The sequence below is a fragment of the Nostoc sp. PA-18-2419 genome (assembly GCF_005869855.1).
Classification (GTDB): domain Bacteria; phylum Cyanobacteriota; class Cyanobacteriia; order Cyanobacteriales; family Nostocaceae; genus Nostoc.
Genome location: NZ_SZNH01000001.1, coordinates 319,365 through 337,508 on the forward strand (window position 1 = coordinate 319,365; position 18,144 = coordinate 337,508).

17 protein-coding genes are annotated in these 18,144 nt (G+C 40.9%); 8 read left to right on the forward strand and 9 right to left on the reverse strand.

The genetic code is table 11. The annotated features are described in order from the left end of the window. Positions 1 to 126 precede the first annotated feature (126 nt). Positions 127 to 1,437, reverse strand: a complete 1,311-nt coding sequence (locus FCR06_RS01465; protein ID WP_138497078.1) for a tetratricopeptide repeat protein — start codon at positions 1,435 to 1,437, stop codon at positions 127 to 129. Positions 1,438 to 1,670: 233 nt separating this feature from the next. Further along, entirely contained in the window at positions 1,671 to 1,865 is a 195-nt protein-coding gene (locus FCR06_RS01470) for a DUF2795 domain-containing protein (protein ID WP_138497079.1), read from the reverse strand. A gap of 643 nt (positions 1,866 to 2,508) precedes the next feature. Here FCR06_RS01470 and FCR06_RS01475 point away from each other — a divergent pair. The 6 genes from FCR06_RS01475 to FCR06_RS01500 all read left to right on the forward strand — a co-directional run bounded on the left by FCR06_RS01475 (position 2,509) and on the right by FCR06_RS01500 (position 7,216). Further along, a complete protein-coding gene (locus tag FCR06_RS01475; protein WP_138497080.1) occupies positions 2,509 to 2,892 on the forward strand; it encodes a hypothetical protein in 384 nt (127 codons plus the stop codon). Between the two features lie 111 nt (positions 2,893 to 3,003). Continuing rightward, on the forward strand, positions 3,004 to 3,591 hold the full coding sequence (locus FCR06_RS01480) for a sigma-70 family RNA polymerase sigma factor (protein ID WP_223280002.1): 588 nt from the start codon (positions 3,004 to 3,006) through the stop codon (positions 3,589 to 3,591). Next, complete coding sequence (locus FCR06_RS01485; protein WP_138497082.1) at positions 3,588 to 3,926, forward strand: DotU family type IV/VI secretion system protein; 339 nt, start codon at positions 3,588 to 3,590, stop codon at positions 3,924 to 3,926. The genes FCR06_RS01480 and FCR06_RS01485 overlap by 4 nt, the downstream gene beginning before the upstream one ends. Positions 3,927 to 3,956: 30 nt before the next feature. Further along, complete coding sequence (locus FCR06_RS01490) at positions 3,957 to 4,430, forward strand: Spy/CpxP family protein refolding chaperone (protein ID WP_138497083.1); 474 nt, start codon at positions 3,957 to 3,959, stop codon at positions 4,428 to 4,430. 4 nt (positions 4,431 to 4,434) lie between these two features. Continuing rightward, on the forward strand, positions 4,435 to 5,943 hold the full coding sequence (locus FCR06_RS01495) for a DUF1800 domain-containing protein (RefSeq protein ID WP_138497084.1): 1,509 nt from the start codon (positions 4,435 to 4,437) through the stop codon (positions 5,941 to 5,943). 43 nt (positions 5,944 to 5,986) lie between these two features. Next, the gene (locus tag FCR06_RS01500) at positions 5,987 to 7,216 is read left to right on the forward strand and encodes a DUF1501 domain-containing protein (protein WP_138497085.1); all 1,230 of its coding nucleotides are present in this window, start codon (positions 5,987 to 5,989) and stop codon (positions 7,214 to 7,216) included. On the opposite strand, the gene FCR06_RS01505 is transcribed toward FCR06_RS01500, so the two are convergent. Both FCR06_RS01505 and aepY read right to left on the reverse strand, forming a co-directional pair. Next, positions 7,203 to 8,309, reverse strand: a complete 1,107-nt coding sequence (locus FCR06_RS01505; RefSeq protein ID WP_223280003.1) for a 2-aminoethylphosphonate aminotransferase — start codon at positions 8,307 to 8,309, stop codon at positions 7,203 to 7,205. The genes FCR06_RS01500 and FCR06_RS01505 overlap by 14 nt on opposite strands. Before the next feature lie 129 nt (positions 8,310 to 8,438). After that, positions 8,439 to 9,620, reverse strand: coding sequence for a phosphonopyruvate decarboxylase (aepY, locus tag FCR06_RS01510; protein WP_138497086.1), 1,182 nt, complete (start codon positions 9,618 to 9,620; stop codon positions 8,439 to 8,441). A gap of 33 nt (positions 9,621 to 9,653) precedes the next feature. Here aepY and FCR06_RS01515 point away from each other — a divergent pair, with 33 nt between their 5' ends. Beyond that, on the forward strand, positions 9,654 to 10,058 hold the full coding sequence (locus FCR06_RS01515; RefSeq protein WP_138497087.1) for a hypothetical protein: 405 nt from the start codon (positions 9,654 to 9,656) through the stop codon (positions 10,056 to 10,058). Here FCR06_RS01515 and aepX read toward each other — a convergent pair. From aepX to FCR06_RS01535, 4 genes are all read right to left on the reverse strand, one after another. Beyond that, positions 10,012 to 11,667 carry a phosphoenolpyruvate mutase gene (gene aepX, locus FCR06_RS01520; RefSeq protein ID WP_138497088.1) on the reverse strand — a complete coding sequence of 552 codons (1,656 nt, stop codon included), beginning with the start codon at positions 11,665 to 11,667 and terminating at the stop codon, positions 10,012 to 10,014. The genes FCR06_RS01515 and aepX overlap by 47 nt on opposite strands. Before the next feature lie 254 nt (positions 11,668 to 11,921). Beyond that, positions 11,922 to 12,719: an NTP transferase domain-containing protein gene (locus tag FCR06_RS01525; RefSeq protein ID WP_138497089.1), complete on the reverse strand. Its 798-nt coding sequence runs from the start codon at positions 12,717 to 12,719 to the stop codon at positions 11,922 to 11,924. A gap of 183 nt (positions 12,720 to 12,902) precedes the next feature. Then, positions 12,903 to 13,751: a cyanophycinase gene (locus tag FCR06_RS01530; protein ID WP_138497090.1), complete on the reverse strand. Its 849-nt coding sequence runs from the start codon at positions 13,749 to 13,751 to the stop codon at positions 12,903 to 12,905. A gap of 461 nt (positions 13,752 to 14,212) precedes the next feature. Beyond that, complete coding sequence (locus tag FCR06_RS01535; protein WP_138497091.1) at positions 14,213 to 14,416, reverse strand: hypothetical protein; 204 nt, start codon at positions 14,414 to 14,416, stop codon at positions 14,213 to 14,215. A gap of 476 nt (positions 14,417 to 14,892) precedes the next feature. Between FCR06_RS01535 and FCR06_RS01540 the strand changes: the two genes are divergently transcribed. Then, positions 14,893 to 16,803, forward strand: coding sequence for an acetate--CoA ligase family protein (locus tag FCR06_RS01540; protein ID WP_138497092.1), 1,911 nt, complete (start codon positions 14,893 to 14,895; stop codon positions 16,801 to 16,803). 261 nt (positions 16,804 to 17,064) lie between these two features. Here the strand turns inward: FCR06_RS01540 and rbsK are convergent, their stop codons facing one another. Continuing rightward, the gene (gene rbsK, locus FCR06_RS01545) at positions 17,065 to 17,991 is read right to left on the reverse strand and encodes a ribokinase (RefSeq protein WP_138497093.1); all 927 of its coding nucleotides are present in this window, start codon (positions 17,989 to 17,991) and stop codon (positions 17,065 to 17,067) included. Positions 17,992 to 18,144: the final 153 nt, after the last annotated feature.

Below are 18,144 nucleotides of genomic sequence, written 5' to 3' on the forward strand. Positions count from 1 at the left end.
GGGATATTTTTTTATTTGTCAGTCCCTTACAAGGATTTGCGCGCTAGGGGCGATCGGCATCTCGTTCTATGATGAAATAAGGGTTTGAAGGCAGTCTCCGCGTCACCCATAATTATTCTAACTACCTTAAATAATTTGGCGTTTGCTGTAAGCAAGTGCAAGATGATTTTGCACCTGTGTCCACATTTCGGGAAAGTTTTGCTGTGTGTATTCCTGCAAAGCTTGATTAAAGCATTGTATTGCTCGTTCCAAGTTCTCGGCAACTGAACCATAGAGACGTTCGCAAAAAGCTAGTCCTAGATGGTTTTGCGTTTTTGCCCAGGTTTCGGGAAAGCGTTCGCGGCTGTACTGCTGCAAAGCCTGTTGATAGCACTCAATTGCTAATTCCAGATTCTCTGCTTTATTTTCACTCTGACGGCAGTAGGCATTCCCTAAATTATTGTGTACAGCTGCCCACATTTCTGGGTAGCCAGAGAGCGTGTATTCTAGCAATGCTTGTTTGTAACATGAAATCGCTAGTTCTACATTCTCAGCTTTTTTACCATAAACACGGTTTGAGTAAGCAATTGCGAGATTGTTTTGTGTTCTTGCCCATATTTGGGGGAAATGAGAACGGATATTTTCTTGTAATGCTTGTTGGTAGCACCCAATAGCTAATTCTAAATTATCTGCTTTGATACCATAAATACGTTCCGAGTAGGCAAGCCCAAGATTACTTTGCCCTCTTGCCCAGTCAAAGGGAAAGTGTGCGCGTGTGTGTTCCTCCAAAGCTTGGGTATAATAATAAATAGCCAGTTCTCGATTATGGGCGAGTGAACCACGAAGACGACTGGAGTAAGCAAGCCCAAGATTATTTTGTATAATTGCCCATTGAGAAGGAAAGCGATCGCGTGTAATCAGCGTCGCAGCTACTTGATAACCGATAATTGCCAACTCAATATTAATTTCTAAGTTACCTACGGAAAACTCCTTCATTAGGTTACTGAAATCGACAAGAGTTTGTGCAGTACATAGTCCTGTTATTTCCTCCATTTTAGGCAAGACATCCCTTGCCCAAGCCTGCAACTCATCAGCCAATTTATCATTGAGCTTGTCTTGATTTGCGACTAATAACAGGTACGCCATCTGTGTGTTCGGATTTTTTTGAATTGTCTCCAACACTTCAATTAAAAAAAGTCGCTCAAGATCCAATTCCAAAGGAGTTGCTTGTTTTAGCAAACCAGCAGCTAGCTTGTTTCTTAAGGAGAGTAACCAATTTGCTGTATGATTGCGACCAACAGAGGCTATGTTCTCTGCGGCTTGTGCCATTACAATTAGAAACTCTTCATCTATCCAACAAGAGTTAACTGCTAATATATGCATCACTTCCTCATTTGTAGAACAATTGAGCAGTGCTGCAACTGTATTTAAATAAATCTGGGTTCTTTGTTCGTGCATATGACTGTAAAAATTAGCAGTTAACCTGTTGTGGAGATGATAAAAGGCTAGCCCTTCTTAAAACTAGATGATGCTCCCTAACTTTTGCTAGTGTAACCAAACCAATAAGTAGTTGGGGTACAGTACAACTGCATCATGTCAACAACAAAATTTCTTCTCAATAGGCTGGGAAGTAGAACAATTATTAATCGATTTAGTTGCTATTATTTTTTACCATTCCAATCGACAATTATTTATTCACTTTCACTTAAAGCTTTGGTAACGTCAGCTAAAGTTTCATACTGTCTTAAAGGCAACTGTTTCAAAGCTCGCAGAACACCCTCGTCAATACCTTTTTCTTCAGCATATCTAAGCAAATCTTGTTTGCTTAGTGGATAAGTAACTTCATTCAAATTTTTCTGTAACTGTACTAAGTTAACTGTAGTCATAACGATTTTCTCCTGTGTCTAAATTTCTATTTCTTTTTAACATTAAAAAGTTAAAAGTCAATCAAATATTCATTATTACAACAATCAGAATAGTTAATTAAACACAAAGAATACTATTTATACTTTGTCTGCAACTTTTGATTAGATTTTATTCAAGTTCGATTTGGAGTACTAAACTTTTACCTTTAGCATACTTATAAAGATTTACTTAACTAATAAGTAAAACTTCATAGTCTGTTATATCTAGCTTGAGGCATACCCTGTGAAAATTCATTCCTCCTAAGTAAGATTTTCCAAGTAACCATAGTAAAGAAAAATACTCTGCACTTCTGAATTCCGATTTAATGGAGAAATTTACGGTAAGTCAAGCGTTATTGGGATAATCGACTGGGAGCATAGACGCTCAAGGGCTGCTTGTCTTAGCTAGATATCTTTTAAGAAATTGGAGATATGAATATTGCTTGTTCAAATACTCTATTGGTTGGTATAAAGATTGACGGTCGGAAAAAGGTCAGATTTTAGTAATAAATTTAGGTAAAGTTTTTTTATAAGTAAAGCTTATGATGCGAAGATGGTAATTCATATAGTATTTATACCTAAATAAATGACGGTTTAAGAGGCGATCGCACTCGATGTGTGGCATATGATGGCAATCCTCTATGACTCTACTCAATCTGACCGTGGTAGAGATGAGTTTTGGATTTTCTATGCAGATGATTTTAGTAAACCTATTTACCAACTGGGCGCTCAACCAGATGCTAAACACGCCTTGAATCTTGCCATGACGATACACTCCACTTGGCTACCTGATATTCATCAGCAGCAGTCTTCAGCAGAGGAACGTTGTCAAAGACGAAAAAATTCTGTTGAAAAAGATTATCAGCATTTGCTTAAAAATAAAGCTCAGGCAGTTCAAGAATTGTTTTATAACATAGTTTTTCCTCACTTTAGCAACCAGACTTTAGAGAAGGAGTTTGAGAAACGTTTGTTGCATGAAGACGAGGAAGAAATTTTATCTCTAAAGTGAAATCTTGGAAGTTATTTAATTGGAAGTTTCTTTTGAACCTTTCTCCCACTCATTCGGTCTAATAATTACAAGCCATGAAACGGATGCAGGAGAACGCCTTAGGTGTTAATTGTGCCAACCAAGCTTTCACAGGATAGCCAATTCAACGGCAAATCAGAAAACGAAATTGATAGTTATTTGGTACAGCGGTGTCTGGGGGGTGATACCCAAAGCTACGGGCAACTTTATTGTCGCCATCAGCAAAGGGTAAGGTCAATTCTCTATCAACTATGCGATCCATCTTGCCTTGATGATGTAGTGCAAGAAGTGTTTTTACGAGCTTGGAAAGGATTGCCCAAGTTTCGTCAAACTGCAAAATTTTCTACTTGGCTTTACCGGATTGCTTGGAATTTGGCTGCTGACGAACGACAGGCAACCGTCCAGCGACGGACTCAATTGCAGTCTTTGGGCGAAAAAACTTCTACGCAACAACAAGCCCCAGATATTATAAATTTGMATTATCAAGATTTAGTCCAACGGGGATTGGCAAATCTCAGCTTTGACCACCGCACGATAATAGTTTTACATGACTTAGAGGAAGTTCCCCAAAAAGAGATTGCAGAAATTCTAGCCATTCCTATAGGAACAGTTAAGTCTCGCCTATTCCATGCCCGTGCTGCGATGCGTCAATTTCTTCAGCAACAAGGAGTGCAGCTATGAGTAATCCTGATGATGACCGAGACTTGGTTAACTTTGTGCGTCAACATCGCCCAGAAGTTCCCCCAGCTTCCCCTGATTTGTCACAAAAAATTCTCCAACAGGTAGAAACATCAATTCAACCTTTACCTCATCGTTCCCGGCTTTGGCTAGTTCTACCTATGATTACAGCTGGATTAGTAGCTGCTTTTCTCAGCTACCGTGCCTTAGTGCCTGGTAAACCGAGTGAGGCCGAACTTGCCACTTTACAAACTTTTATAGAAAGTAATTGGCAAGGCACTGTTAACGAATATCCAGAAAGCGATGTATGGCATTTTACAAATTTAAATAGTGATTAATTTACTCAGTATTTAAGGGAGATAACTTTGATGTTATTAAATCGTGTAGCGATCGCCACAGCTATGATTATTACTCTTGGTGGTAATGCGATCGCTTTGACCAAACCAACTTTATCACACCAAGTCATTGCCCAAATCCCCACAAATTCGCCTCCTGGGCATCGCACTCAATCAGGGGGATGGATTAAAGATTTGAACTTGACACCACAGCAAATACAACTAATTAAGCAGATTCGCACTCAATCAAAACTGCAAATAACACAAAAAAGACAGGCAGTGCGTCAAGCACAACAGGAATTACATAACCTGATAGCGGGGACGGCTTCCACTCAACAAGTACGCGATAAATACAACCAAATCAAAGTCATAAGACAGCAGCTAGCTGATGCTCAGTTTGAGAATACTCTTGCTATCCGCGAAATCTTAAATCCCGCTCAACGGCAGAAATTTGCCGATAGCATGTACAAGAAACCCGCACCTAATCAGCCACCAAAGCAAAATTAATTCTATGACTTGGAAGCCAAAATACTTAGTATTGCTGCTATTTATTTCACTAGGAGGTATTGCTCCGAGTAATGCAGCTAATGCACCTGTTGACTCTAAAGTACTACATGTAATTAATCGCCTCAGTTTTGGCCCTCGCCCCGGCGATATCCAAAGAGTGGAGTCGATKGGTGTAGAGCGTTACATCCAAGAACAACTCTCACCCAATTCTATTCCGGAATCACCAAGCCTTAATGCTCAGCTTTCACAGCTCAAGACTTTAACGCTAAGTCCTATAGAACTTCTTAATGAATACGGCACTGTGACTCCAAGACAAAAACCCAGCCCAGAACAACAGCAGGCTGCCGAAAAAAGGACTAAACAAGTGTTTAAAGAAGCAATAGAAGCACGTTTATTACAAGCAACTACAAGTCAGCGACAACTACAACAAGTGATGGTGGACTTTTGGTATAACCACTTCAATGTCTATGCAAACAAAGGACGCGGTCGTCTGTTGGTCGGTGCTTACGAACAGCAAGCAATAAGACCCTATGTGCTTGGTCGCTTTCGCGACTTACTAGGGGCAACGGCTCACCATCCTGCTATGCTATTTTATTTGGATAATTCGCGAAATACGGCTCCCAGTAGCCCTAGTGCCCATGGCACATATCAGGGTTTGAATGAGAACTACGCCCGTGAGTTAATGGAATTACACACTCTGGGCATAGATGGTGGTTATACTCAGCAAGATGTGATTGTCCTGGCGCGGATTTTCACTGGTTGGGGATTAAGTCGTCCCAACCAGCAGATAAATGATAGTTCGGGATTTTACTTTGACCCAAAGCGTCATGATTTTGGCGACAAAGTTTTTCTCAAGCAGACAATTAAAGGCAGTGGTATGGCTGAGGGAGAACAAGCCTTAGATATTTTGGCTCGCAGTCCAGCTACGGCTCGTCATATAAGCTACCAATTAGCTCAGTATTTTGTCAGAGATAATCCCCCTAGTACTTTAGTTGACCATCTCGCCCAGCGCTTTCTATCCACTGATGGCGATATTCGCGCTGTCCTAAACACCCTGTTCCACAGCAAAGAGTTTTGGGACTCGAAAAACATCCATAGCAAGTTTAAAACGCCTTATGAATACACTATATCTGCGGTACGGGCAACGGGTAGTGAAGTGAAAAATACTAAACCTATTGCTAATAATTTACAACAATTGGGAATGCCTCTCTATAGCTATCAAACTCCAGAAGGTTATAAAAACACTCAACAAGTATGGTTGAATCCTGATGCAATGAACCGTCGTCTCAGCTTTGCTACTGTGCTCGCTTCTGGGCGTTTACAGCTATCGACAATGCCGGTGGATCGAGACAACAACGACCAAATGAGTTCCATTCAACCTGTGGATGCTTTACAACTAGCCGATACATTGGGTAATTCTTTTTCTCCTCGAACCCAAAGTGCGATCGCCTCCAGTCCTCCACAGCTAAGGGCTGCTTTAATCTTAGGTAGTCCCGAATTTATGCAACGTTAAAATCCGCTACAGCTCAACACCTGATAACTGAGGATTTTGAAATATGAAACGACGTGATTTTTTAATTCAATCGGGAATATTTTCCGCTTCAGCCATTGCAGCTATCAGTAGCAATGCTTGGATAGCTAGATCCGCTACTTCCAACAGTAACCCAAAACGGTTAATTGTCATCTTTCTCCGGGGAGCAGTAGACGGTTTAAGTGTAGTAGTTCCCTACTCAGAAACAGCTTACTATCAAGCAAGACCAAAAATTGCCATACCCCAACCTGGAAAGGAGGGAGGAGTTTTAGATTTAGATGGGCGTTTTGGATTGCATCCAGCGTTGGCTAGCTTGATGCCCTTTTGGCAAGACAAAAGTTTAGCATTTGTTCATGCATCTGGTTCTGTAGACCCAACGCGATCGCACTTTGATGCTCAATTCTGTATGGAAAGTGGAAGTGGTAGCTCTAGTGTGAGACGAACTGATGATGGTTGGATGAATAGGCTATTAGGCGTACTTTCTCGACATACACCTATTCAAGCCGTGAGTGTAGGCGCAACGACACCTTGGATTTTGTCTGGGCGAATGCCTGTAGCCAATTTAGCATCAGGTAGCAACTCTAGCGCGCGTCTACCACTGGATCCTCCCCAAGTCAGAACCGCCTTTGACAAACTTTATAGTGGCAATGATGCCTTGAGTCAGACCTATCGTGAAGGCAAAATGGCACGTCAGGCTTTAATGAATGACTTAGATGCAGAAATGAAAATGGCGAATAATGGCGCGCCTTTACCCTATGGCTTTGCTAAAGATGCTCGACAGCTGGCACAACTAATGATGAAAGACCCCAGAATTGAGCTAGGATTCATGGCTCTGGGTGGTTGGGATACCCATGTTAAGCAGGGTAATAGTAAGGGGCAGTTAGCACAAGACTTGCAAAAACTAGGAGATGGTTTAGCAGTTTTAGTAAAAAATTTAGGAGCAGTTTATCCAAATACAGTAATTATGGTGATGTCCGAATTTGGTCGTACGGTCGAAGAAAATGGTAATGGTGGTACTGACCACGGACATGGAAATGTGATGTGGATTTTGGGCGGTGTTCGTGGTGGTAAAGTTTATGGTGAATGGCCTGGTCTATCGACAAGCCAACTGTATCAAAAGCGAGACTTAGCAATCACTACTGATTTTCGAGATATTATTTCTACTGTATTGGAACGTCATCTATATATAAATGATGCAAAACTCGCTCAAGTTTTGCCAAGTTATACTCCGACTCAAAAAGTCACTTTGATATAATTTCTTCAACAACACCAACAAATCGTTCCATATCAGCTTGGGTAATAGCTCCCATTGTCGATACTCGAAAGATAGATTGGGCTAAATTTCCCTGTCCAGAATAAATTACATAATTTTGGGCTTTGAGTTGGTCATGAAATTCTTCATAGCTGAAATTATCTGGTAGATAGTAGGCATTCAAAACCACAGAAGAACTTCCTTCGGGAAGTAAAGGTTTAATTCCGATTGACATTAACCCATCCCTAACTAAGTTTGCAAGTTGGCTGTAATAGCTGTGTCTAGCACGCCATCCTCCTGCTTCTACCATTTCTTGCAAAGCTTCTGCTAAAGCATAAAATGTCTGTACTGATTGAGTAAAAGGTGTACCGCCTTTATCTTGCTGTTGGCAATAGGTTGCTAAATCTAAATATAAAGTGCGGGGGATTGTGTTTGCTGACGGCAGTGCATCGCGTCGCCAGATGACAAAAGAGGTTCCAGGAACACCATGCAAACATTTATTCGCCGTTGCCGCACAAGCGGTAATTCCCCAATCTCTAAAATTCAGTTCCTCAGCACCAAAGCTGCTGACTGCATCTACTAATAGTTCGATGCGGCGTTGTTGACAAATTGCAGCAACTTCCACCAAGTTATTCAAGCGACCAGTAGTAGTTTCGTGATGGACAACAGCAAGGTGAGTGATGTCGGCGTTTTCATCCAGGAGTTTAATTAAACCCTTGATATCTATTTCAGCATCCCAAGGGTGGGAAAGTGTAATGTAATTAATGTCGTGGATTTTGGCAATTTTAGATAATCGTTCGCCATATACGCCGTTTTCAACTACCAGCAATTTCCCATTCCTGGGTACTAAACTGCTGACCATAGCTTCCATCGCTGCTGTACCAGAACCGGTAAGTAAAACTGCTGCCCAGCGATCGCCTGCTAAATCATAAACTTGAAGTAATTGTTCGCGGATTCTACTTTGAAGTTGAGAAAATTCCACTTCTCGATGACACAAATCAGGAGATAAGAGCGCATTTCTGACGCGATCGCTCAAATTAACAGGGCCAGGATTTAGTAAAATCATTTTGTCATTTGTCGATTTGTCATTGGTCATTAGTTATTCCCCGCGTCCCTGTGTCTCTCTCATAGCATTTCACAAAATATTTGATACAAATGATTGGTCTTTAATTCTTTCCCCCTGCCCCCTGTGCTCCCTGCTCCCCTGCTGCTATTTGCATCAATTTTAAAGTGAAACGGTATCAGTCCCCACTCCCTGAATATGTTTCATGAACCGTTGTAAAACTGCTTCCGGGGTGAGGTTGGGTCGGGGTAGCTTTTCTAGGGTTCCGGGACGGATTTTTAGATGAGCAAATTTTGGTCTAGTTTTGGTATGTGTAGTAAATAAAACATCTAAAAGAGTGGGATCGTCTCCGGCTAACGTGACACCGTAACCGCAAGCTTCGGCAATTTTGGCAAAGGAGATACCAAAAGAGACGGTGGCTTGTGCGCCTGTTGAATCGTGGACTTCATTATCTAATAGAATATGGATTAAATTAGCACCGCCATAAGTACCGATAGTCGCAAAATTACCCATTCGCATCAATGCTGCACCATCGCCATCAATCACCACCACCTTCAGGTCTTTCCGTGCTAAAGAAAGTCCCAAAGCCATTGAGGAAGCGCAACCCATCGACCCGACCATATACAGATGATTCGCGCTGTCTTTACTGGCGAAGAGTTCCCGCCCAGTGTATCCGGTGGTGGCAATTATGACAGTATTCTCAGCATCAACCAGTTCCATAATTCGAGCTAAAGCTTGGCTGCGGGAAATGCGTTGTTCTTGGTTACCCCGAAAAAAGCTTTGCTGAATATGAGCCTCGCTGTTATCTTCGCGTTTGGGGATAGAAGAACGGGTGAGTGCATGGGGCGCAATTGTTCCCTTTCGCATAATTAGAGCATAAGGACGACCCTCTTTTTTCATGTAAGCTGTAGCTCTTTGCAAGACTGGTTCTATTTCTGTTGCGTCTGTGGGGAAAAATTCCCAAGGTACAGTCATAGTTTCCAGCAATTTATCTGTGATTTCCCCCATTAATTCATGTTGCGGTTCATCTTGCAAATTGGAATCGCCTCTTAGCGTACAAATAACTAACAGTGGAATCCGAAAGATATAAGTTAGTGAAGTCAGGGGGTTAACTGCATTCCCCAAACCCGAATTTTGCATCATCACCACTGCACTTTTACCAGCAATTGTAGCTCCCGATGCGATTGCCACAGCATCTCCCTCATTGGCTGCGGATATATAAGTCAGTTGAGGATCATTAATGACATAGTTAATAAACGGCGTCAGAAAAGAACAAGGTACGCCAGTATACCAATCAAAACCAAAATTACGAGCAGCTTCGACAAATTCCTTTGCTTGAATCATAAATGTGGGGCATTGGGCATCAAAGAGATAAGCTTGAGTGTTGAACCTTTGAACTCGAATGTTGAACCTCTGAACTCGGAAGTTGCACCTTTTTACTGGAACGTTGAGCCTCTAAACTCGGAAGTTGCACCTTTTTGCTGGAATGTTGAGCCTCTAAACTCGGAAGTTGCACCTTTTTGCTGGAACGTTGAGCCTCTGAACTCGGAAGTTGCACCTTTTTACTGGAACGTTGAGCCTCTGAACTCGGAAGTTGCATCTTTTTGCTGGAACGTTGAGCCTCTGAACTCGGAAGTTGCACCTTTTTGCTGGAACATTGAGCTTCTAAGCTTGAAACTTTCAATTTTAACTCTCCCTAATCATCTTCCATGCCCAATGCCCCATTCACCATTCCCTATTGCTTCAATTGAAACGCCAAATCAAGGTCATCTAAAGAATTAACATCTAACCAGTTACCGCGAATATAAAGCACTTTAATTGGTTTGCCTTGCTCGATTAAATAATTACATAATTCTGGCAAACCCAAACTATTAAATTCTGGTTGCGTTTGCAATTCCTTGAGTGCTTCACTTACCCATTGTCTACCTTGACTTCGTAAGCGCAGCATTCCAATCCAGCGTCCGCAGGATTTAGCTAATTGAGTTTGTGTTTCCTTCGAGATATGCAAAAGGTTAACATCTTGTCCAAAGATGGAAAGGTCATCGGGAATTGAACAATAAGCATAATCAGGGGAACCACTAACTGATTTAGAGTTGATTAAAGAATCAACCACAGCCACAATTTCTCCGGGACATTCTAATAAATCCCGCAAGATATAGCTTCTAAATAGTAAATCGCCGTAAAGTACTAGCATCTCATCGGCGAAGCTGGCTTGAGCGCAGGCTAAGGATGCTAATTCCCCGGTTGTTTCATAATCTGGGTTACGAATGACTTTTGTCCCCGTAACATTAATAGTTTCTGCTTTGTAACCTGCAACAACGGTGATATCGTTGATGGCAAGTTTCTTGAATTTGTCCACCAAAAGCCTGAGCAGCGGTTTACCTCCAAGAGGTAGCATGACTTTCGGTTTATCTTGAGTCAATGCTGCTAATTCTTGTCCTCTGCTAGCAGCCAAAACAATCGCCTGGGTATGATGGCGTCCGTTACTAAAGTAGCGTTTTTCGGCTTCTACAAGTTCGTCGGCTCCTTGTAGTCGGAAAATTTCTTTGACTGGGGCAATATCATCTTCAATGTTGATTAAAGTTTCGCTGACTTGAACTTCGCGGGCGATCGCTTGCATACTGGCAACAGCAGCTCTAATCAAATGATTTGCCCAAATAACCAAATTAACTCCGGCTTTGCGAAACACATCAGTAGGGGTGCTGTAATATTTGGTTGGTATAATTACTAATGGCGAGCGTCCCGCCCACTCTTTAGCAAAGGCTAGCACTTGATCAGGACGCGATGATTTACTATGAATCAGGATGGCGTTTGCTCCTGCTGCATGGTAAGCTTCGGCTCGTCGCAATGCTTCTGAAAGATCCCAACCGGCAATCAAGGCTTCGAGTCGAGCAATGATGCAGAAATCTGCATGTGTTTGGCTATCTTTGCCTGCCTTAATTTTGCCGCAGAATTCATCAATGTCAGCCAGGGGTTGGCGACTACCATTAATAAAGCTATTGGTTTTAGGAAAAAGTTTATCTTCAATACAAACTCCAGCAATACCTCGCTGTTCTAGTTTCCTTACCAGGCGACGCATATTATTAAAGTTGCCATAACCGGTATCGCCGTCTAATAAAATCGGGATACTGGTAACATCAGACATGAACTCTAGCATTTCTACAACTTGAGTCCAACTAGCTTCATTATTGTCTCGAACGCCATATTGAGCCGAAACAGCTAATCCACTCGCCCAAATTCCTTTAAATCCAGCCTCTTCCACAATGCGGGCGCTAATTCCATTGTGAGCTTCCATGATAAATTCGAGTTGCGGCGATTCCAATAACGCCCGCAGCTGAGAACACTTACTTAGTTTTGCAGTGTTGATAACGGGTGCAAATATTTCATTCATTATTGTGCTTTTTTTAACCTTTCAAATAAAGATGATTTGAGATGATCCAATAATTACTAATTCGTAATTCATAATTTACAAGCTTTTTCTCTAACTTTTTTGACAAAGTTATGATTTAAGTAAGTTTTATTTTGGAGACAAATGCTTAATTATCTGGTAATAATTACGAGTTATGTTAGCGATTAGTCAAGATTAATTAGTAATTACGAATTATTTTGACTCAAGTCTGTTTGACTTGACAATTATGAATTATGCTATGTTTTTAGTTTGCTTTCCAAAGAATCTACTTTGGCAAAATTTATCTTCTCTGCTATTTCAATTTGAGGTAAAGTTTGGTTTTGAGCGCGTTGAATATCCTGGGGAAAGTCGATTTCAATCCAAGGTAAACCAGTGATGTCTTCATAGCTAAATTTTTCTGGAGTTTCTAACAGCAAATCCCGTATTACTTCTTCATATGGTTGGTCGTGCAGTCCCTCAGCAACATATTGTTCTGTGCGGCTGGCAAGACGGCGAGCGATCGCATTTTCAAAGCGAAAGAATCCCACTGACTCGCCTATCAAATCATAAGTTAGGTTGGAAGCCAGTTGTTTGCGAAACTCCACTAGATAACCATCTTTGACACAAAGCTTTACTGGTTCATCGCCTGCTTCAAAATCTCGATCCAACAAGAAACAGTTAGAGATATTTGTTTTTACTAATCGTTCGATAATATGGCGATCGTATAAAACATCTGCATCCATTAACAATAAATCGTCACCAGCAGCAAGATGTTGACGTAAAGTCCACAAACTGATAACACTACCTTTGGTATAGTCAGAATTGTAAACCGTACTAACCCAATTTTCTGCTCTCAATGCTTTGATTTCATCCTGAATTTTTTCTGCTTGGTAACCCACGGCAATTACTACTTCATCTATTTGGTAATGACGAAGATAGTCCAAATGGCGCTCTAATAAAGATTTGCCGCTAAACTTTAGTAAGCATTTGGGTTGGATTTGCCCATCTTTACCCAAGCGTTGTCCAACACCAGCAGCTAATATGATTGCTTTCATTGTCAAGTCAGTAACTAAGCTAAGATACTAAAAAACTGGGAAATTATTTCAATTTTCCCAGTATTTTATAATGACTGCATTTTGCTCAATTAGATGTTTATTAACTAATTCTTAACATTACTTGACAATAATGATAGAGAAGAATTTACTCCCTGATCTCCATTCCTAAAGGTTAGCTATTGCTTAAACTGAGCCAACTGGTACAGAGACATTTGCTACAGAGCCGTTATTGAGGATAGGCTGGCGGGTTTCGAGATCAAATTTAAAGCCATGTGGCAAAATATGCAGTTTGGCTCCGCAAATTGCCAACGGCTCATCCTTCAAAATTTCACCCATATTATTATATGTAGCCTCTGATTCATCGACAATTGTGACTGCACCTTGACCAACCACTTCAATTTGATTATCTGTCACAACCATTGCGGTATTCTCATCAATACCGAATCCCAAAACAGCAGGCTCTAGTATTAAAGCGGAAATTAAGCGTCCCAATCGTCCACGCTGAGAAAAATGTTGATCGATTACCACCCCTGGGAGAAATCCCATACCAGGCCCCATTTCTACAGTTTCCATCCGTGGGTTGGTTTGGGAGTCACCTTCGACGATCATTTTATCTGGCATTACAGCAGCTCCGGCGCTGGTACCTGCAACAACTATACCTTCAGAGAATCGTCTGTGAATTGCCGCATCGATTTCAGTGTCCTTAAGGATACTAGTAATGCGAGCTTGGTCTCCCCCAGTAAAAAATACCCCAGTTGCTTTATCAATAGCTTGCAATGCTGTAGATGAAGACGCATCATCGCGAGTTTCTGTATCGATGATACGGACACTCTCGGCTCCTAATCGCTCAAACACTCTAATATAATTTTCTCCCACTTCTCTCGGTAGTTCTGTCGCTGCTGTCATAATCACAATGTTCGCTTTCGTACCTCCAGAACGGCGCACAAATTCCCGTAAAATTTGGGAATCTCCCTCTTTATCTTCGGCTCCACCTATAATTACCAACTGTCGTTTGGAATTACTTTCTACCATAACAACTCCTAATTTAATTTAGCTAAATTTCAATAAACCATGACAATTAAACTTATAATATCTTCCATTAGGTAGATTACTTGAAAACAGCAAGTATTAAAATTTGTGACCTCAATCAAACCAAGTGATTTTTCACTAAAACTAAATTAAAAAATAACTCTTCTCATAAATAAGTACTTATTACTAACTAAAACCCACAGTATCAACAGCCTCTAGAGTAATTTTCTAGAGGCTTTGTTGATGATATTGGAAAGTAGCGATCGCAGATTTTTCGTGTAAAAATAATTTTTATTAATTTTAGGTATTTGAATTCTGCTTTATTTTTGCTCTCGCTATGCAAAACTCCAAAATGCTGATTCTTTAATTCCCTACTTCCTGCTAGCTACCAAACTAAATAAGTTCAAACATCAGATGAGATTATTATAGCCGCAATTAAATATCTCTAGTAATTGATCAATTATTTAATAAGTTATGCTTTGATTAAGCAAGTTATTCAAGAAAAGACGTGCTTGTTCTAGTGGGAGATGCCTGGGTTTTCCTTGATACACAATTTGATACTCTTTGATGTCTGGTCCATCTCCATGTCCAGATATCAGCTTTTGATGAAAAGCTTCCTCAGCTAATAGTCTAACTTCATCTCTTAGAGCAGCTTGTGTGCTATTCATGCTATGCTGTCTCCCTAATACCTTATATATATATTATACCAATTGTTAGTAAAGGATATCACCTTTCAAAGGTCATATCTTTAATTATTCATCAGGATGAGCTGAATGTGATTTTTTTTGCTGAAGAATGAATATTCAATTCTGCCTTGAGATAGTTGTAGATACTTAATAATACCGTTAAGTTAGGTTCTGTTCAATTCAAGGCAAAACCATAAATCCCCATAGTAAATGTGAATTATTTGTCAGAATTGAGGATTCAAGAGGAGGCAGGACATTACTCTACTTTACAAAGTTGAAGCAACTGTCATTCATCAGTGATGATTTATCAAGACTTTAAGATACTCTTTTATCTGATTGATTAAATATTCTGATGATTATGTAAGTCCTCTAACTTCTGAATTTTAATAATCATTAAGTCTGAGTAATCGTAACTCAGCATCTCAACTCCAGGGTGTTTAGCCAAAGGTTCGTAATCAATGGTTCAACAAAAAAGTAATGATTTAGTCCGGATTAATGCTAGAAAAAGGGATGTATTCGATATTTTCAACTTCAAGCATTATATTGGAGCTAACCCTTATTTAGATAAAGGGGCATTAGTATTTGATTTTGCTCTAGTTGAGTCGAGAGAGCCTTTGCCTGTTGAGGATTATATATCCAAGATTGGCTCGCGCTATCCCTATCTGGGTGACCAAAGCTACGAATCCTATGCCCATCTATTTGCCCAAGTGGTGTCACAAGTCGGAAAATTGGACATGGACTTGCACCTCAACCACTGGAGTGTCAAGCCATATCCAAAATCCACGCGAATTAGCGTTGAATCCTTACATGAACGCACAACTAGAGAAGTAGTCTACTTTGTTTGGGATTGGTTTGAAGCCATTACCGAAGACGAAGACTTCGACTTTGAGGAGCGGTTAGTAAAGCTGCAAAGTAGATTTCGCGCATCTGTCTACGGTGGCCCTACAATTTACGCTCTATTGCGAACAGCCTACGAAAAAGGTATTCCTGCATTTTATCTGTGGGAAGAAGGATTAATGCAATACGGTTCAGGAAGAAAACATGTGCGGGGGGTAGCAACAACATTTAACTGTGATAGCCATCTAGATTCGGAATTTACTACTCGTAAAGATGACTGTAAGGCATTTTTGAAAACTTTGGGTTTTCCAGTGCCGGAAGGCGATATCGTCTTTTCTGAAAAAGAAGCTTTAGCAGCAGCTAAAGAAATTGGTTACCCAGTAGCAGTTAAGCCAGTGGTAGGTCACAAAGGAATTGGCGTCACGGCTGACGTCCAAGACTCAAAAGAACTGGAATCTGCTTACAGTAGGGCAGTAGCAGCGATTCCTGAAGACCAGTTAACCCGAATAATTGTCGAGAAAAGCATCTCTGGATCGGATTTTCGCTTATTGTGTGTCGATGGCAAATTCGTCGCCGCCACAGAACGCCGTCCAGCATCGGTTGTTGGTGATGGCTACTTAACTATCGCCGAATTAATTCGCCAAGAGAACCGCCTCCCCGCACGTTTAGACTCACCCACTTCGCCGATGAGTAAAATTCTGGTGGATGATGCGATGGAACTTTATTTAGACGAACAGCGTTTGTCATTGAATAGTGTGATTGAGAAAGGGCGCACTATCTACCTACGTAAAGTTGCCAATCTATCTGCTGGCGGTATAAGTATCAATGCAACACACACGGTTCATGATGACAATATTATCCTCGCCCAAGATATTGCTCAACACTTTCAGCTAACTTGTCTGGGTATTGATGTCATTACTAAAAGTCTCTCAGAATCTTGGAAATCGAGTAACTTCGCTATCTTGGAAATCAACGCTGCACCAGGAATTTTAATGCATCTTAAACCATCTGAAGGTGAGAGCGTTGATGTGCCTTCTCATATTTTAGAAACGTTTTTTGAGTCCGGCGCAGATGCCAGGATACCAATTATTACGTTTAATAAAATCTCAGTTGAAGAACTACAAACAACAATTGACCATATTCTATTGCAACATCCTGACTGGACAATTGGCGCTGTTTGCCATGACGCAGTTTTTGTAAATCGCTCGAAAAAAGTATTAAGCAAAAATTACAACAGCAATGTTCAAACTTTACTGCGTCATCCCAAAGTCGATTTGTTAATTGCTGAGTATCCACAAGATATATTCGAGCAAGAGGGTATGTTTTATCAGCGCAGTAATATTGTAGTTTTGGATGACCCTACGGAAACTGAGATGATTTTGGCGCGGGATGTCTTTGATGGTTCTACTGTGATAATTAAAAGAGGCAACAACATTTCTATTCGTCGCAAAGGGTTAATTGAAGATTACACTTTGGGCGAAGATGAACCATTTACACGGGTTTATTTGAAAGAAACTGGAACAATTTTGTGAGTTAACACCAATTTTGGATTTTGAAGAAAAATCTAGAATTTAGAAATCTTGATAGCGGGGGATTCAGATGGTAGGGTGCGTTATGGATACTAGTCCTAACGCACCATCCTGTATTTTAAGTATGAAAGGGAGCGGTATAACACACTTTATAAAACTACAAAACGGGATTTGACGTGATTAAATAAGTGATAAATAGCGATCGCTCTTAGACTGTGCCTTTGACTTTTAAGAGAGTCACTATACCTAATACTCTTTTTACTTTTAACTTTTATCTTTTTGCTTGAGAAAAGCATCAAACGTCAACCTATCTGGTAATGATGTTTGTGCGCCTGGTTTTGTCGCAGCCAAAGCACCTGCTGCTGCACCCCAAACAACTGCTTGGTGTAAAGGTATTCCGGCAAAAAGCGCCGCTGCTAAACCGCCATTAAAAGCGTCCCCAGCGGCTACTGTGTCAACCACATGAACTCCAAAGGCGGGTACAAAAAACTTTTCTTGAAGAGTTGCACAAAAAACACCCTTAGCACCCAGTTTGACGATCGCACATTTCACTCCCCGTTGCAATAAAATCTCAGCCGCCTTGGCTGCTGTTTCTTCTCCATCCACAGCAAAACCCACCAACTGCCCAGCCTCAACTTCATTCGGTGTGATAATGTCTACTAATGGATAAAGTTCAGCAGGTAAATCAGATTGTGCCGGTGCAGGGTCGAGAATGACTTTGATGTTTGCACTTCTTGCTGCTTTCGCCGCTGCAACCACAGCAGTAATCGGAACTTCTAATTGTAAAAGTAGTGCTGTAGCTTCTGGTATTAAGTGAGATAATCGTTGCACATCTTCGTGATTGACGCGGCCATTTGCACCAGGAATCACAACAATTTGATTTTCTCCACTCTGACTAACGGTGATGATGGCGACTCCAGAACTAACAGTTTCATCAACCAAAACATTGCTTGTCTGCACGCCAGAGGCTTGCAAATTGTTGACAAGTTCTACACCAAAATTGTCTGCACCGACACGCCCCACCATTTGGACATGAATTCCCAATTTGGCTAGTGCTACAGCTTGATTAGCTCCTTTACCTCCCGAAACTTGAAAAAAATCTTCTCCGAGCAACGTTTCTCCGCCGAGTGGTAAACGGGGTGCTGTAGCTACCAAGTCTATATTGATGCTGCCAAAAACGATGATGCTCATGCTGACTTTTAGCCTACAGTTTCAGATATTGACGCAAAGTTAATAATTCATCTGGCAGCGAAATAGAAATTTTAGCCATATCCTACCGGAAGTCATACTGTAAGTAGTATAAACTGACCTTAGCAAGTGAGACTGTTACCAAACTTTTATAAC

Coding starts and splice junctions, on each gene's coding strand:
- FCR06_RS01465 (WP_138497078.1), bottom strand. CDS start 1,437: ATGCACGAACAAAGAACCCAGATTTATTTAAATACAGTTGCAGCACTG.
- FCR06_RS01470 (WP_138497079.1), bottom strand. CDS start 1,865: ATGACTACAGTTAACTTAGTACAGTTACAGAAAAATTTGAATGAAGTT.
- FCR06_RS01475 (WP_138497080.1), top strand. CDS start 2,509: ATGATGGCAATCCTCTATGACTCTACTCAATCTGACCGTGGTAGAGAT.
- FCR06_RS01485 (WP_138497082.1), top strand. CDS start 3,588: ATGAGTAATCCTGATGATGACCGAGACTTGGTTAACTTTGTGCGTCAA.
- FCR06_RS01490 (WP_138497083.1), top strand. CDS start 3,957: ATGTTATTAAATCGTGTAGCGATCGCCACAGCTATGATTATTACTCTT.
- FCR06_RS01500 (WP_138497085.1), top strand. CDS start 5,987: ATGAAACGACGTGATTTTTTAATTCAATCGGGAATATTTTCCGCTTCA.
- FCR06_RS01505 (WP_223280003.1), bottom strand. CDS start 8,309: ATGACCAATGACAAATCGACAAATGACAAAATGATTTTACTAAATCCT.
- aepY (WP_138497086.1), bottom strand. CDS start 9,620: ATGATTCAAGCAAAGGAATTTGTCGAAGCTGCTCGTAATTTTGGTTTT.
- aepX (WP_138497088.1), bottom strand. CDS start 11,667: ATGAATGAAATATTTGCACCCGTTATCAACACTGCAAAACTAAGTAAG.
- FCR06_RS01525 (WP_138497089.1), bottom strand. CDS start 12,719: ATGAAAGCAATCATATTAGCTGCTGGTGTTGGACAACGCTTGGGTAAA.
- FCR06_RS01530 (WP_138497090.1), bottom strand. CDS start 13,751: ATGGTAGAAAGTAATTCCAAACGACAGTTGGTAATTATAGGTGGAGCC.
- FCR06_RS01535 (WP_138497091.1), bottom strand. CDS start 14,416: ATGAATAGCACACAAGCTGCTCTAAGAGATGAAGTTAGACTATTAGCT.
- FCR06_RS01540 (WP_138497092.1), top strand. CDS start 14,893: ATGGTTCAACAAAAAAGTAATGATTTAGTCCGGATTAATGCTAGAAAA.
- rbsK (WP_138497093.1), bottom strand. CDS start 17,991: ATGAGCATCATCGTTTTTGGCAGCATCAATATAGACTTGGTAGCTACA.